Consider the following 14,867-nt stretch of genomic DNA (forward strand, 5'->3'; position numbering starts at 1 on the left):
CGAGGACCTGAATCATGTTGAAAGGCTACGGGGCCGTTATCCTCGATGGCGCTTGGTTGACGCTTCAGCTCGCCTTGTCGTCCATGGCCTTGGCCATCGTTCTGGGTCTGATCGGGGTCGCGCTACGCCTGTCGCCGGTACGCTGGCTGGCTTGGCTGGGCGACCTGTACTCCACGGTGATCCGCGGGATCCCCGACCTGGTGCTGATCCTGCTGATTTTCTACGGCGGTCAGGACTTGCTTAACCGCGTCGCGCCGTTGCTGGGCTTTGACGACTATATCGACTTGAACCCCTTGGCCGCCGGTATCGGCACCCTGGGTTTCATCTTTGGCGCCTACCTCTCGGAAACCTTCCGTGGCGCCTTCATGGCCATCCCCAAAGGCCAGGCCGAAGCCGGCCTGGCGTATGGCATGAGCAGTTTTCAGGTGTTTTTCCGGGTGATGGTGCCGCAGATGATTCGGCTGGCGATCCCTGGTTTTACCAACAACTGGCTGGTATTGACCAAGGCCACCGCGCTGATTTCGGTGGTAGGTCTGCAAGACATGATGTTCAAGGCCAAGCAGGCGGCAGACGCCACCCGCGAGCCTTTTACCTTCTTCCTCGCAGTGGCGGCGATGTACCTGGTGATCACCAGCGTGTCGTTGCTGGCCTTGCGTTACCTTGAGAAGCGCTACTCGGTAGGCGTAAGGGCGGCTGATCTATGATCTTCGACTACAACGTCATCTGGGAGGCCATGCCGCTGTACCTTGGCGGCTTGCTGACCACCCTGAAACTGCTCGCCATCTCGCTGTTCTTCGGCCTGCTCGCCGCCTTGCCCCTGGGCTTGATGCGGGTGTCCAAGCAGCCGGTCGTCAACGGCGTGGCCTGGCTTTACACCTATGTGATCCGCGGCACGCCGATGCTGGTGCAGCTGTTTTTGATCTACTACGGCCTGGCGCAGTTCGAAGTGGTGCGCGAAAGCTTCCTATGGCCGCTGCTGTCCAGCGCCACGTTCTGTGCGTGCCTGGCGTTTGCGATCAACACCAGCGCCTACACCGCCGAAATTATCGCCGGTAGCCTCAAGGCTACACCTAACGGTGAGATCGAAGCGGCCAAGGCCATGGGCATGTCGCGCTACAAACTGTACCGCCGCATCCTGTTGCCGTCGGCCCTGCGCCGTGCGCTGCCGCAGTACAGCAACGAAGTGATCATGATGCTGCAGACCACCAGCCTGGCGTCCATCGTTACCCTGATCGACATCACCGGTGCCGCGCGTACGGTCAATGCCCAGTATTACCTGCCGTTCGAAGCCTATATCACCGCCGGCGTGTTCTACCTGTGCCTGACCTTCATCCTGGTGCGCTTGTTCAAGTTGGCCGAGCGCCGCTGGCTGAGCTACCTGGCTCCACGGAAGCACTGATATGGAACGTATCGACCATCTGCTGCCCTGGGGGCACCTGGGCTGCGAGCGCCAGCTGAGCGTGTTTCGTTTCGGCAGTGGCGAGCGCAAGGCCTATATCCAGGCCAGCCTGCACGCCGATGAATTGCCTGGCATGCGCGCCGCCTGGGAACTGAAAAAGCGCCTTGTGGCGCTGGAACAGCAAGGCGCCCTCAACGGCGTGATCGAGTTGGTGCCGGTCGCCAACCCGATGGGTCTCGGCCAGTTGTTGCAGGGCAGCCACCAGGGGCGTTTCGAAGTCGGCAGCGGCAAGAATTTCAACCGCGATTTTGTCGAACTGAGCGAGCCGGTGGCCGAGTTGCTGCAAGGCAAGCTGGGGGACGACCCGCACGCCAATGTGCGCCTGATCCGCCAGGCCATGAGCGATGCGCTCAATGCCTTGCCCGAACCGAGCAGCCAGCTGCAAGGCATGCAACGCATCCTGCTGAGCCACGCCTGCACCGCCGATGTGGTGCTCGACCTGCATTGCGACGCTGAAGCCGCGCTGCATATGTACGCGCTGCCCCAGCATTGGCCCCAGTGGCGTTCGTTGTCGGCACATTTGAATGTGAAGGTCGGCCTGCTGGCGGAAGACTCCGGCGGCAGTTCATTTGATGAGGCCTGTTCGCTGCCGTGGCTGCGTTTGTCACGCGCGTTCCCGGATGCGCAGATTCCGCTGGCGTGCCTGGCGACGACCTTGGAACTGGGCGGCCAGGCTGATACCGGCCGTGATGAAGCGATCTTCCACGCCGAAGGCATCCTGGCCTTTCTAGCCGAGCAAGGCCTGATCAAAGGCCAATGGCCTGCGCCGCAGTTTGAGCCGTGCGAAGGCGTGCCGTTCGAAGGCACCGAGTTGTTGTTCGCGCCCCACGCCGGGGTGATCAGTTACCTGCGTAAAGCTGGCGACTGGGTAGAAACCGGCGACGAGATTTTTGAAGTGATTGACCCCCTCACCGACCGCGTAAGCACTATTTGCGCGGGCACCTCGGGGGTGTTGTTTGCCGTTGAACGGCTACGTTATGCCCAAGCGGGTTTCTGGCTGGCCAAGGTGGCGGGGCGCGAAGCGCTGCGCTGCGGGCGCTTGCTCAACGACTGACCACCTGTTTTTGTGAGAACCGACCGCATGTACAAGCTTGAAGTCCAAGACCTGCATAAACGCTATGGCAGTCATGAAGTGCTCAAAGGTGTGTCCCTGGCCGCCGCCGCCGGCGATGTGATCAGCATCATCGGCTCCAGTGGTTCGGGCAAAAGTACCTTTTTGCGCTGCATCAACCTGCTCGAGCAACCCCACGCCGGCAAGATTCTGCTCAATAACGAAGAGCTCAAACTGGTCGCCAACAAAGACGGCGCCATGAAGGCTGCCGACCCCAAGCAGTTGCAGCGCATGCGTTCGCGCCTGTCCATGGTGTTCCAGCATTTCAACCTGTGGTCGCACATGACCGCGCTTGAAAACGTGATGGAAGCGCCGGTGCACGTGCTGGGCGTATCGAAGAAAGAAGCGCGTGAAAAGGCCGAGCACTACCTGGCCAAGGTCGGCGTGGGCCATCGTAAGGATGCGTTCCCCGGCCATATGTCCGGTGGTGAGCAACAGCGCGTGGCGATTGCCCGCGCCCTGGCGATGGAGCCAGAGGTGATGCTGTTCGACGAGCCGACCTCGGCACTCGACCCTGAGCTGGTAGGCGAAGTGCTCAAGGTGATGCAGGACCTGGCCCAGGAAGGTCGCACCATGGTGGTGGTGACCCACGAAATGGGCTTTGCCCGTGAAGTCTCGAACCAGTTGGTGTTTTTGCACAAAGGTGTGGTTGAAGAACGTGGCAACCCGCGGGAAGTGCTGGTCAACCCGCAGTCGGAGCGTTTGCAGCAGTTCCTCTCTGGCAGTTTGAAATAATCAAGACTGCCACCCACCCCCTGTAGGAGCGAGCTTGCTCGCGAAGATCGTCAACGATAACGCGGCAAGCTTGATACCCCGTGTCGTTCTCAGGTTTTTCGCGAGCAAGCTCGCTCCTACAGGGAAGCAGGTCTTCATTGTTTTTGAGATTTGTGTTGGTTTACGGGCTAGCATTGGCCCACAGCTTCTTTCACTGTTTTCGCTTTGGATAGCACTCCATGACCGCCCACAAAATTGGTTTCCTGATTTGGCCCAGCACAAAAGCCCTTACGCTTGCGCTGGCTGAGGAGGCCTTGCGCGTTGCCCAGCGGGTGCATCCGGATGTGATCTACGAGCTGTCGTTTTTGCTCGCCGAGCCCGCCGTCGAAGGTGCCTGGCAACTGCCGGGCGAGCCGTGGGCCGGTAAGCTGGAGGGCTTTCAGAAGCTGTTCCTGTTGGCCGACGAACCGCCGACGGTCATCGCTTCGCCACTGAGTTCCGCGCTCAAGCAGCTTGTTCGGGCAGGGTGTGTAATCGGCGGCTTGTCGGCGGGTGTGTACCCGCTGGCCCAACTGGGCCTGCTCGATGGCTACCGCGCCGCCGTGCACTGGCGCTGGCAGGACGATTTCGCCGAGCGGTTCCCCAAGGTCATTGCCACCAGCCATTTGTTCGACTGGGACCGTGACCGCCTCACTGCCTGCGGCGGCATGTCGGTACTCGACCTGCTGCTGGCGGTATTGGCCCGTGACCACGGTGCGGAGCTGGCCGGTGCGGTGTCCGAAGAGTTGGTAGTAGAACGCATCCGCGAAGGCGGCGAGCGCCAGCGTATTCCATTGCAAAATCGCCTGGGTTCCAGCCATCCGAAGCTGACCCAGGCGGTTTTGCTGATGGAGGCCAATATCGAAGAACCGCTGACCACCGATGAAATCGCCCAGCACGTGTGCGTCTCACGACGACAGCTTGAACGGATCTTCAAGCAATACCTCAACCGCGTTCCCAGCCAGTACTACCTGGAATTGCGCCTGAACAAGGCGCGCCAGATGTTGATGCAAACCAGCAAGTCGATCATCCAGATCGGCCTGTCGTGCGGCTTCTCCTCAGGGCCGCACTTCTCCAGCGCCTACCGCAATTTTTTCGGCGCCACCCCTCGCGAAGACCGTAACCAGCGCCGCAGCAGCAGCCCGTTCGAGTTATCGTCGGTGCCCTCCGAGCGCGGTTGAGCGGCGCTCAGGGTTCGTTGTCTGTTTCGGATGAAGTCGGGGAGCTTGAGCCAGAGTCGTCTGGCGCCGGTTGCCTGGCTTGCGCGACATCGAAATCCACCGCCGTGCGGTTGTAATAGCGACGCAGGATGGCAATCGCCTCGGGTGAGAAGGGGTTGTCGCTCAGATCAAAACCTGCCGCTGCGTCCGGGTCCACTTCAATCAGGTCGGTGGGCAACTCGGTGATACGGTTATCGCTCAGGTTCAGTTGGGTGAGCGATGTCAGGTTGAATGCGCCGCGCGGCACTTCAGTAAGCCCGGCGTTTTCCATCATCAAGGTCTCCAGGCCGGACATGTTGCTGACATCGGGGGGCAGCCCCAGTGGGTTATCGCTCAGGTCCAGGTAGTTCAGGTCGTGCAGGTCGCTCAACGCTGCGACACTTTCGGGGGTCAGCCGCAGTTGGCATTGCGTCAGGCTGAGTGTATTGAGCTTGGGCAGCTTGAACACGGCAGCGGGAATGTCTTTGAGGACATAGCGGTCAATCAGCAGGCTCTCCAGGTTGGAGAAGCGTTCCAGAAAGCCTTCGGGTATCGAGGTGGTTTCCTGCGCCCTCAGTTCCAGCTTGGAAACGTGCTTGAAATCCACATTCAGTTTCGGCAGGTCGCCCAACAGTGGCAACGTCAGGACCATTTGATGGGTTTGGGTCAGCGTGTCATGACTGAAGTCCAGGTCGCTCTCGCGTCGCCACACTTGCTCCAGCAAGCCTCTTATTTCCCCGCGCATGAGCTGCTGCTGTGCGCGAACCTGTTCATCCATGGGCACGTCCGTGAACGGGTAGCGCGCGGGCACATCCGCTACCCATTCTTGCAGGTCGGCCTGCAGGCGTTCGTAGTCGGCCTTGAGGCGCACCAGTGTCGCCATTGAATCGTCCAGCCCGCCTGGCAACCTGAAGATAAATTGATTGGCCTCGTAGGTGCTATAGGTCGGGTAAAGCGCTTGGGCCAGGCGCACCTCCGCTGGGTTGGCGTCGGCGCCAAAGTGTTCCCCGGTGTTCTGGCAGTAGGTTTTTATCCGTTCAAGCGTCGTGCGTGAGAGTGGGTTGCCGGAAAGGTCGAAGGCCCTGGCGGCGCCCGCGGGCAGGGAAAACAGGGCGTCGGGCAGTCTGCGCAGGAGGTTGTTGCTGAGGTTGGCGCTGACCAGCCGAGGTCGACTGAGCAGGCCGGAGGGGAAGACGGAAATCCCGCTGCGCGCAAGGTTGAGCGTACGCAGGTTGGCCATGTTTTCCAGATTGGGCGCCAGCGCCAGCGGGTTGTTGGACAGGTCCAGGGTGTGCAGCTCGGCCAGGTTGGCCAGGGCTGCACGGCTTGGGGTGGTGAGGTTGAGTTCGCAATTGCGCAGTACCAGTGCATTGAGGCGAGTTAATGCGCTGACCTCCTCGGGCAGTGTTCTGAGGGCGATGTCGCTGATAGCCAGCCGGCGTAGCCCGGGAAAGCGCCCCAAGAAGGCCGGCGTGCCACGGGTGGTCAGGTAGCCCAGCAACTCCAGGCTGGTGATGTGCCCGAAGCTGGCCTCCAGTGTCGGCAGTTCGCCGTAAATGGGTTGGTTGAGTTGCAACAGGTGCCCGTTATCAAACGCGGCGTCCCGGGGTGTGTCGTGGCGCCAGGCGCTGATCAGCCGTTGCGCCCAGAGCCGACGATTCTGCTGTTCAGAAGCAATTCGCCAGCGGCTCAGGGGTAGGTCAGTGCCCACAAGGGTTTGTGGCACGTTCTGCTGCCAGGCTCTGAGGCTGGCGTCCAACTGCGAGAACTCGTTCTTCAGGAATTGAAGGGTACCCAATGGCGTACCGGGGTCGTTGTGCATGGCAGCGATTACGGCGGTCAGCTCGTTGGGGCTCAGTTGCGGGTACAACTCGTGCAGCCGCGCCTCGAGCGAGGCAGCGCCGCTGCTGCTACCGGCAGTGGATGGGCTGGCGTCGTAACCTTCCATGCCGCCGGGCAGGCGCATCAGGGTGGGGTCGTAGGAGGGTTTGAGCAGCGGTACTTCGGCCAGCAGAGGGCCAAGCTCGTCACGTGCCAGCGCATGTTGGCGCAGGGTTTCTCGCAGGTGCGGGCCCTGGCCGATCTGCATATTCAGCGCGTCGCGCTGCGCATCGGGCAATGCCTGGAGCACGGCGGTGTAGAAGTCGGTTTCGCCAAGCAGGGTGCCCTTGCTGTCTTCGGGAATGTAGTCGCCTTCGATGGTGCGCACCAACAGGCGTCGAATGGGCGCTTGGGCAGGGCCGATGGCGTCGTGCAACTGGCCGTCGCGCTTGAAGTCGCGCACTTCCAGGCGCACCTGGGGCGACCAGCCCGGCAGTTTTTCCAGGGAGTGCACGGCGAGTCGGTGGGTGTCGCCGCTCTCCAGCGCGCTCATGTACAAGCCTTCATACGCCCGGCTGATTCGAACCTGGTGGGCTGCCCAGCGTGCACGTTCGACCAGGTGCGAAGGCAGTGTGCCCTGGTCGATGTCGAGCAGATCCTGGCCGCTGGCACCGCGCAGCACTTCCTCGGCCGCGCTGACCGGCAGGCCTGGCGTGCTGTCGATGACCTTCTGAACGCGCGCATCGGTGGTCAGCTCCAGGCCTCGGTAGCGTGAGTCGAACATCGAAGCGCGTTTATCCGCGGCTCTGCGTGCCAGCTGTTTGCGTAGCTTGGCGGCGCGCACATGCAATTGGGTGGTGGGGGTGCCAAAGTCTTCTTCCAGCAACGTCTTGCGCTCTGGCTCGTCGAGGGTTTCCAGCAGGGTCTTGAGCAGGTCGCCGTTGTTCATCTGCGCTTCATGGATTTGCGCCACTGCCGCGTTTTCTCGGCCAGGATGTTCCCATACCGTTTCGCCTTTGGCGTTTAGAAAACGCAGGGTCTTGGTTTCGGGCCACAGGCCGGTCTGGCTGAGCAGCCAGAGTTGGGTCTGCGTGTCGGCTTTTCGATAAACCTGCGGGTCGTCGCTGTTCATCTGGTCGATGAAGTCTTGCAGGTGCTGGTCGATGTGAATGCGCTTGAGGCTGTCGGCCAGCAACGGCGGTGGCGGCTGGCGGTCCATGTAGAGTTTGCGCAGGGCGCCATCGTCGGTGCTGCTGATGCGCTGTGCCTGTTCCAGGCCGGTTTCGCTGAGGCTCTCGGCGGGCGGGCCGAGGCGGCGCAGCAAGGTGCTGCGGTCCCAGGTCAGCGGGCGATCCAGTGGGGTCAACCAGGCACCCTTGCCATTACCGATAATGGGCGGTTGGTAGGCATGCATGTGGCTTGGGTGCACCAGCACGGTGTTGTCCGCTTGTTGCTTGACGGCGAAGTGTTGCCCATCGAGGGGCAGGATCTGTTTGTCCCCGTAGGTATGCAATCCATCGGCCTGGGGGCGTGAGGCGGCGGGCAACTGAAGGTCGTGGGCGTAGGGGCTCAGGTCCGGGTTCCACAGGCGCGTTTTGCCGTCGTGCGAGGTGACCGGGTGCAGGCGCTCGAAAAACGCCCAGACTTCCCGAGGCAGTGCCTGGCGTAGCAGCCCTTCGGCAATCGGTGCGCCGACCGCGAACATACCCAATTGCACCATTTGCTCCAGGATCGACATCAGGTGCCCGAACGCCTGGCGCTTGAGGCCCTCAGCCCAGTCGACGATGCCTTCGAACACGTCGTCGAGCAGTTGATAGGCGGTGTAGCCAAGCATCAGCAGGCCCAGGGGGGGAATGAACGGCGTGGCGATGAAAGCGACGATTTCGAGCAGGGTTTTGCCGATTTTTGCCACGACGTCCCAACGTTGCCAGCGTGCCTTGCTGTCGGCGTCGGCGGTGGACACGGCAATATTGCGCGCGTCATTGAGCAGCCTGTTGAGTTTGCTTTCATAGAGGTGTTCGTACAGCTCGCCCGTGATTTTCGTCGCGTGCAATTGCAGCTTGGGGTTGGCCACCGGTTCAGCGCGCCAGGTCGGCCTGGGGTCGCCGGGGATGGGGGAGTGCCAGGTTATCTGGGACAAGCGGTTATTGAGGTTGGCAAAGAAGTAGGCGCGGTGTTCGTGGCTGATAAAGCGGCTGAAGAACGCTTGGTAATCGGCGTCGCGCAATTTGCGGGTCAGGTCTTGAATGAAGGCAATGCCGTCGCGGTAATACTTGAGCGGTGCCTGCGGATCGCCGGGGATGTACGCCACCACGGGCACTGCGCTGTGGTGCAGTTCCAGGTCGGCGGCGAACAGCACAATGCCGGCCAGCGGCGCGTCCATCAGGCTCAGGTCGTGGCTGAGCAGGGTCTTGCCTTCCAGTGTCAGGCTGCTGATGCCTTTGAGCTGGGCCTGGAGCGTGCGCAGTACGGCTTCGCTGCCGTCCTTTTTCAGGCGCGCCAGGTGCACGGCGGCTTGTGCCTCGGCCTTCAGGCTTTCGATGACGGTACTGCGCAGCGCGCTCTTGCGGGTGGCGTCCTGGAAACCGAAAAATGTCTTGAGGTAGGCCTGGTATTGCGTGCCGATGTCCAGTTCACGGCAGAGCCGGATGAAGGCCTGGATGCTGACTTTGCTGTTTACTGAGGGCAGGGTGTCGAATTGCCCGGTGGCAGAGGGTTGGGTGATGAAGCTGGAGTCTGCGGTGTAGGCAGCTTTCTTGCTTTCTGCTGCATCAAAGTTGTGCAGCGCGGCATCCACCAGCGACACGGTCCAGGCTTTGACGCCGCCGGTTTCTATGGGGAACAGTGGGATCGTCAGGGGCGCATACAGGCGCAGATGGGTGGTGCTGACATCGATGTCCACGCCCCAGCGGGTCTTGAGCGCCTGTTGCAAAAGCGGTGCGGTGAAGGCGTGCGGTGTCTTGAGGTCGGCCAGTGCCGCGTCTACTTTGCTTTGCGCGGTCCAACTCTGCTCCACCGCCTGCTTGAGGGGCGCGTGTTGCTGGCGGCTGGCGTCGGCCTGCCAGTCGGCGACATCCAGTGGCGCAGTTTTCAACGCTTGGCGCTTGTCATCCGAGGCGTTTGCCAGCCAGGCCGGCAGGCGTGTGTGAAACCCGGCAGGCACTTGGGTGGCGGCGACTGCGAGGCGTTGGCTGATTGTCGTGGGCACGGGGCTGATCCTTCAGTGGGGGTGAGTCACTGTCATCACAGCAAGCCTGATGGGTTCATGGGCAGCAGATAGTTAAGGCATTAGGCGAAAATCAGCGGGCCGTGCCTCTGCCTCTCACTGAACGCAGCGTTTACACTGCGCCATTGCGATGCAATATGTCGCATTGCCGTAAACCCGCGTAAAACCGGGGTTGGCGCTATAAGAAGTTGTCGCTTGGCGACAAGGTGGCGCTGAAAACTGTCCTTACAATCCCTGCATCGCCCGCCAGTTCCAGGCAGGCGTTCCTCTTCAGGAGACTCCGATGTCCGTTGAGCAAGCCCCGGTGCAACGTGCCGATTTCGACCAAGTGATGGTGCCCAACTACGCACCTGCTGCCTTCATCCCCGTACGTGGCGCAGGTTCGCGCGTGTGGGACCAGGCCGGTCGCGAGCTGATCGACTTTGCCGGCGGCATCGCGGTCAACGTATTGGGCCATGCGCACCCGGCGCTGGTCGGTGCACTGACCGAACAGGCCAACACGCTGTGGCATGTCTCCAACGTGTTCACCAACGAGCCGGCCTTGCGCCTGGCCCACAAGCTGATCGATGCCACCTTTGCCGAGCGCGTGTTCTTCTGCAACTCCGGCGCCGAAGCCAACGAGGCCGCCTTCAAGCTGGCCCGTCGCGTGGCGTTCGACCGTTTTGGCAGCGAGAAGTACGAGATCATCGCCGCGCTGAACAGCTTCCACGGCCGTACCCTGTTCACCGTCAACGTCGGTGGCCAGTCGAAGTACTCCGATGGTTTCGGGCCTAAAATCACCGGCATCACCCACGTTCCTTATAACGACCTGGCTGCGCTGAAAGCGGCGGTGACCGATAAGACCTGCGCCGTGGTGCTGGAACCGATCCAGGGCGAAGGCGGTGTACTGCCGGCCGAGCTGGCTTACCTGCAAGGCGCTCGCGAGCTGTGCGACGCTCACGACGCACTGCTGGTATTTGACGAAGTGCAAACCGGCATGGGCCGCACCGGCCACCTGTTTGCCTACCAGCATTACGGCGTGACGCCCGACATCCTCACCAGTGCCAAGAGCCTGGGCGGCGGTTTCCCGATTGCGGCGATGCTCACCCGTGAAGACTTGGCCAAGCACCTGGTGGTCGGCACCCACGGCACCACCTACGGCGGCAACCCGCTGGCGTGCGCGGTAGCGGAAGCGGTGATCGACGTGATCAACACCCCAGAAGTGCTGGCGGGTGTGAATGCCAAGCACGACCTGTTCAAGGCGCGCCTGGAGCAGATCGGCAAGCAGTATGGCATCTTCACTCAGGTTCGCGGCATGGGCCTGCTGATCGGTTGCGTGTTGAGCGATGCGTTCAAAGGCAAGGCCAAGGACGTGTTCAACGCGGCCGAAAAAGAGAACTTGATGATCCTGCAAGCCGGCCCCGACGTGGTGCGTTTTGCGCCGAGTCTGGTGGTGGAAGAGGCGGACATCAATGAAGGCCTGGATCGTTTTGAGCGTGCTGTGAAGACGTTAACGCAAGCCTGATAGCGACACATTTTATTGGCCGGACCTGAACAAATGTGGGAGCTGGCTTGCCTGCGATAGCATCACCTCGGTGCCGTTGATAGACCGAGTTGTCTGTATCGCAGGCAAGCCAGCTCCCACATGGATCTGCTTACACATTGAGACCGATGTGTATCCGGAGCCCGTGTCCGGTATTTTTTCCTCTGTGAGTTTTCGAGTTAAGGAGTGACACCATGCTGGTGATGCGCCCCGCGCAAATGGCTGATCTGGGCGAGGTACAGCGTCTGGCTGCGGACAGCCCGATTGGTGTCACCTCCTTGCCGGATGATGTGGAACGCCTGAGCGACAAGATCGCGGCCAGCGAAGCGTCCTTCGCCGCCGAGGTGAGTTTCAACGGTGAAGAGAGCTATTTCTTCGTGCTGGAAGACACCGAGACCGGCAAGCTTGCCGGCTGCTCGGCCATCGTGGCCTCGGCCGGTTACTCCGAGCCGTTCTACAGCTTTCGTAACGAGACCTTCGTGCACGCCTCCCGCGAGCTGAAGATCCACAACAAGATCCACGTGCTTTCCCAGTGCCACGACCTTACCGGCAACAGCCTGCTCACCAGCTTCTATGTGGTGCCGGAGCTGGTCGGTTCGCCGTGGTCGGAACTCAACTCCCGTGGCCGTCTGCTGTTTGTTGCCAGCCATCCCGAGCGCTTTGCCGACTCGGTGGTGACCGAGATTGTCGGCTACAGCGACGAGAACGGTGACTCGCCGTTCTGGGATGCCATCGGCCGCAACTTCTTCGACCTCAACTACGCCGCCGCCGAGCGCCTGTGCGGGCTGAAAAGCCGCACCTTCCTCGCTGAGCTGATGCCGCACTATCCGATCTACGTGCCGCTGTTGCCGGACGAAGCGCAAGAGGCCATGGGCCAGGTGCACCCGCGTGCGCAAATCACCTTCGACATCCTGATGCGTGAAGGCTTTGAGACTGACCATTACATCGACATCTTCGACGGCGGCCCGACGCTGCACGCCCGGGTCTCGGGCATTCGCTCGATCGCCCAGAGCCGCGTGGTGCCGGTGAAGATCGGCGAGATGGTCAAGGGCGTTGGCCGCCAGTACCTGGTGAGTAACGCGCAGTTGCAGGATTACCGTGCGGTGATGCTGGAGCTGGACTACGCGCCCGGCAAACCGGTGACCCTGGACCTGGCAGCAGCAGAAGCGCTGGGTGTTGGCGAAGGCGCCAGCGTGCGCCTGGTTGCGGTTTAAAAAGAGAGTTTCGCGGGTGGCTGACAACAGCGGCCCGTTCGAGGAGATAGCATGATCGTTCGTCCCGTACGCAGCAGCGATTTACCGGCCCTGATTGATCTGGCGCGCAGCACTGGCACCGGCCTTACCACCTTGCCGGCCAACGAAGAGCGCCTGACCCACCGGGTGGGCTGGGCGGAAAAAACCTTTCGCGGCGAAGCCGGGCGCGGCGATGCCGACTACCTGTTCGTGCTGGAAAACGATGAAGGCCGCGTGGTGGGAATCTCCGCCATTGCTGGCGCCGTCGGCCTGCGCGAGCCGTGGTACAACTTCCGGGTGGGGCTGACCGTCAGCGCGTCCCAGGAGCTGAATATCTACCGTGAGATTCCGACGCTGTTCCTGGCTAACGACCTCACTGGTAATTCCGAATTGTGCTCGTTGTTTTTGCATGCCGATTACCGCAACGGCCTTAACGGTCGCATGCTGGCCAAGGCGCGCATGTTGTTTATCGCCGAGTTCCCGCAACTGTTCGGCAATAAGATCATTGCCGAGATGCGCGGTGTGTCCAACGACGCCGGGCGTTCGCCGTTCTGGGAAAGCCTGGGCCGGCACTTCTTCAAAATGGAGTTCAGCCAGGCCGACTACCTCACTGGCGTGGGCAACAAGGCGTTTATCGCTGAGCTGATGCCCAAGTTTCCGCTGTATAGCTGCTTTCTCTCCGAAGACGCACGCAATGTGATCGGCAAGGTCCACCCGGACACCGAGCCGGCCCTGAGCATGCTCAAGAGCGAAGGCTTCAGCTACCAGGGCTATGTGGATATTTTCGACGCAGGCCCTGCGGTGGAATGTGAAACCAGCAAGATCCGTGCGGTGCGCGACAGCCAGTCACTGGTGTTGGCCATCGGCACACCGGGGGACGACGCCACGCCGTTCCTGATTCATAACCGCAAGCGCGAGGAGTGCCGTATCACCGCCGCTCCGGCTCGGCTGGCGGCAGGCACCCTGGTGGTCGATCCGCAGACCGCCAAGCGCCTGCAACTGGTGGTGGGTGATCAAGTGCGTGCTGTTGCGTTGTCTGCTGCTCGGGAGTCGAAATAATGAATTCGCTGTATATCGCAGGTAGTTGGCTGGCTGGCCAGGGTGAACTGTTTGAATCGCGCAACCCGGTGACCCAGCAAGTGCTGTGGGCCGGCAATGGCGCCAGCGCCGAACAGGTCGAATCCGCCGTGCAGGCTGCGCGTCAGGCATTCCCGGCATGGGCCAAGCGCTCGCTCGAAGAACGCATCAGCGTGCTGGAAACCTTCGCCGCCACGCTTAAAAGCCGTGCCGATGAAATCGCCCGCTGCATTGGCGAAGAAACCGGCAAGCCGCTGTGGGAATCAGCCACCGAAGTCACCAGCATGGCCAACAAGATTGCGATCTCGGTGCAAAGCTACCGCGAACGTACCGGCGAGAAGAGCGGCCTCCTGGGCGACGCCACCGCTGTGTTGCGCCACAAACCCCACGGTGTGGTAGCGGTGTTCGGTCCTTATAACTTCCCTGGGCACTTGCCGAATGGGCACATCGTTCCGGCGTTGCTGGCCGGTAATACCGTGCTGTTCAAGCCGAGCGAGCTGACCCCCAAGGTCGCCGAGCTGACCGTACAGTGCTGGATCGAAGCCGGTTTGCCGGCGGGCGTGCTGAACCTGCTGCAAGGCGCGCGGGAAACCGGCATCGCCCTGGCGGCCAACCCAGGCATCGACGGCCTGTTCTTCACCGGTTCCAGCCGCACCGGCAACCACTTGCACCAGCAGTTCTCCGGGCGCCCGGACAAGATCCTGGCCCTGGAAATGGGCGGTAATAACCCGCTGGTCGTGGACGAAGTCGCCGACGTGGATGCGGCGGTGTACACCATCATTCAGTCGGCGTTTATCTCGGCAGGCCAGCGTTGCACCTGTGCCCGCCGCTTGCTGGTGCCTGAAGGTGCCTGGGGCGATGCCTTGCTGGCGCGCCTGGTGGCGGTGAGTGCGAGCATTGAAGTCGGTGCTTTCGACCAGCAACCGGCGCCGTTCATGGGCTCGGTGATTTCACTTGCTGCGGCCAAAGCGCTGATGCAAGCCCAGGAACTGATGTTGGCCAATGGCGCCGTGGCGCTGCTGGAGATGACCCAACCTCAGGCTCAGGCCGCGTTGCTGACCCCTGGCATCATCGACGTGACCGCTGTGACGGAACGTGAAGACGAAGAGCTGTTTGGCCCGCTGCTGCAGGTGATCCGCTACGCGGATTTTGCCGGTGCCATCGCTGAGGCCAACAACACCCAATACGGTCTGGCCGCTGGCCTGTTGTCGGATTCCGAAGCGCGTTACCAGCAGTTCTGGCTGGAAAGCCGCGCCGGTATCGTCAACTGGAACAAACAGTTGACCGGCGCCGCCAGTACCGCGCCGTTCGGTGGTGTCGGGGCGTCGGGCAATCATCGCGCCAGCGCCTATTACGCGGCGGATTATTGCGCGTACCCGGTGGCGTCGCTGGAGACGCCGAGCCTGATAGTCCCGGCAACGCTCACGCCAGGTATAACGCTGATCTAAATGTGGGAGCGGGCTTGCT

Annotated in this window: 10 protein-coding genes; 9 read left to right on the plus strand and 1 reads right to left on the minus strand. The window is 61.6% G+C overall.

Going from position 1 to position 14,867, the window contains the following annotated elements; genetic code table 11:
- Positions 1-14 precede the first annotated feature (14 nt).
- From CRN80_RS16215 to argR, 5 genes are all read left to right on the plus strand, one after another.
- On the plus strand, positions 15-704 hold the full coding sequence (locus tag CRN80_RS16215; protein ID WP_003193627.1) for an ABC transporter permease: 690 nt from the start codon (positions 15-17) through the stop codon (positions 702-704).
- Positions 701-1,399: an ABC transporter permease gene (locus CRN80_RS16220; RefSeq protein ID WP_005790641.1), complete on the plus strand. Its 699-nt coding sequence runs from the start codon at positions 701-703 to the stop codon at positions 1,397-1,399. Before CRN80_RS16215 ends, CRN80_RS16220 begins: the two co-directional genes overlap by 4 nt.
- 1 nt (position 1,400) lies before the next feature.
- Entirely contained in the window at positions 1,401-2,513 is a 1,113-nt protein-coding gene (locus CRN80_RS16225; RefSeq protein ID WP_034133580.1) for a succinylglutamate desuccinylase/aspartoacylase family protein, read from the plus strand.
- Between the two features lie 27 nt (positions 2,514-2,540).
- On the plus strand, positions 2,541-3,305 hold the full coding sequence (locus CRN80_RS16230; RefSeq protein ID WP_003193620.1) for an ABC transporter ATP-binding protein: 765 nt from the start codon (positions 2,541-2,543) through the stop codon (positions 3,303-3,305).
- Positions 3,306-3,523: 218 nt separating this feature from the next.
- A complete protein-coding gene (gene argR / locus CRN80_RS16240; protein ID WP_014719597.1) occupies positions 3,524-4,504 on the plus strand; it encodes a transcriptional regulator ArgR in 981 nt (326 codons plus the stop codon).
- A gap of 7 nt (positions 4,505-4,511) precedes the next feature.
- Here the strand turns inward: argR and CRN80_RS16245 are convergent, their stop codons facing one another.
- Positions 4,512-9,551, minus strand: coding sequence for a dermonecrotic toxin domain-containing protein (locus tag CRN80_RS16245; protein WP_256588484.1), 5,040 nt, complete (start codon positions 9,549-9,551; stop codon positions 4,512-4,514).
- A 301-nt stretch (positions 9,552-9,852) separates the two neighbouring features.
- Here CRN80_RS16245 and CRN80_RS16250 point away from each other — a divergent pair, with 301 nt between their 5' ends.
- From CRN80_RS16250 to astD, 4 genes are all read left to right on the plus strand, one after another.
- Positions 9,853-11,073 carry an aspartate aminotransferase family protein gene (locus CRN80_RS16250; RefSeq protein WP_003193615.1) on the plus strand — a complete coding sequence of 407 codons (1,221 nt, stop codon included), beginning with the start codon at positions 9,853-9,855 and terminating at the stop codon, positions 11,071-11,073.
- A gap of 212 nt (positions 11,074-11,285) precedes the next feature.
- Entirely contained in the window at positions 11,286-12,305 is a 1,020-nt protein-coding gene (gene aruF / locus CRN80_RS16255) for an arginine/ornithine succinyltransferase subunit alpha (RefSeq protein WP_003175655.1), read from the plus strand.
- A gap of 51 nt (positions 12,306-12,356) precedes the next feature.
- Positions 12,357-13,382, plus strand: coding sequence for an arginine N-succinyltransferase (gene astA / locus CRN80_RS16260; RefSeq protein WP_003193612.1), 1,026 nt, complete (start codon positions 12,357-12,359; stop codon positions 13,380-13,382).
- Positions 13,379-14,848: a succinylglutamate-semialdehyde dehydrogenase gene (astD, locus tag CRN80_RS16265; RefSeq protein WP_178081034.1), complete on the plus strand. Its 1,470-nt coding sequence runs from the start codon at positions 13,379-13,381 to the stop codon at positions 14,846-14,848. The genes astA and astD overlap by 4 nt, the downstream gene beginning before the upstream one ends.
- Positions 14,849-14,867: the final 19 nt, after the last annotated feature.

It is taken from the genome of Pseudomonas sp. FDAARGOS_380 (assembly GCF_002591235.1).
Taxonomy (GTDB): domain Bacteria; phylum Pseudomonadota; class Gammaproteobacteria; order Pseudomonadales; family Pseudomonadaceae; genus Aquipseudomonas; species Aquipseudomonas salmasensis.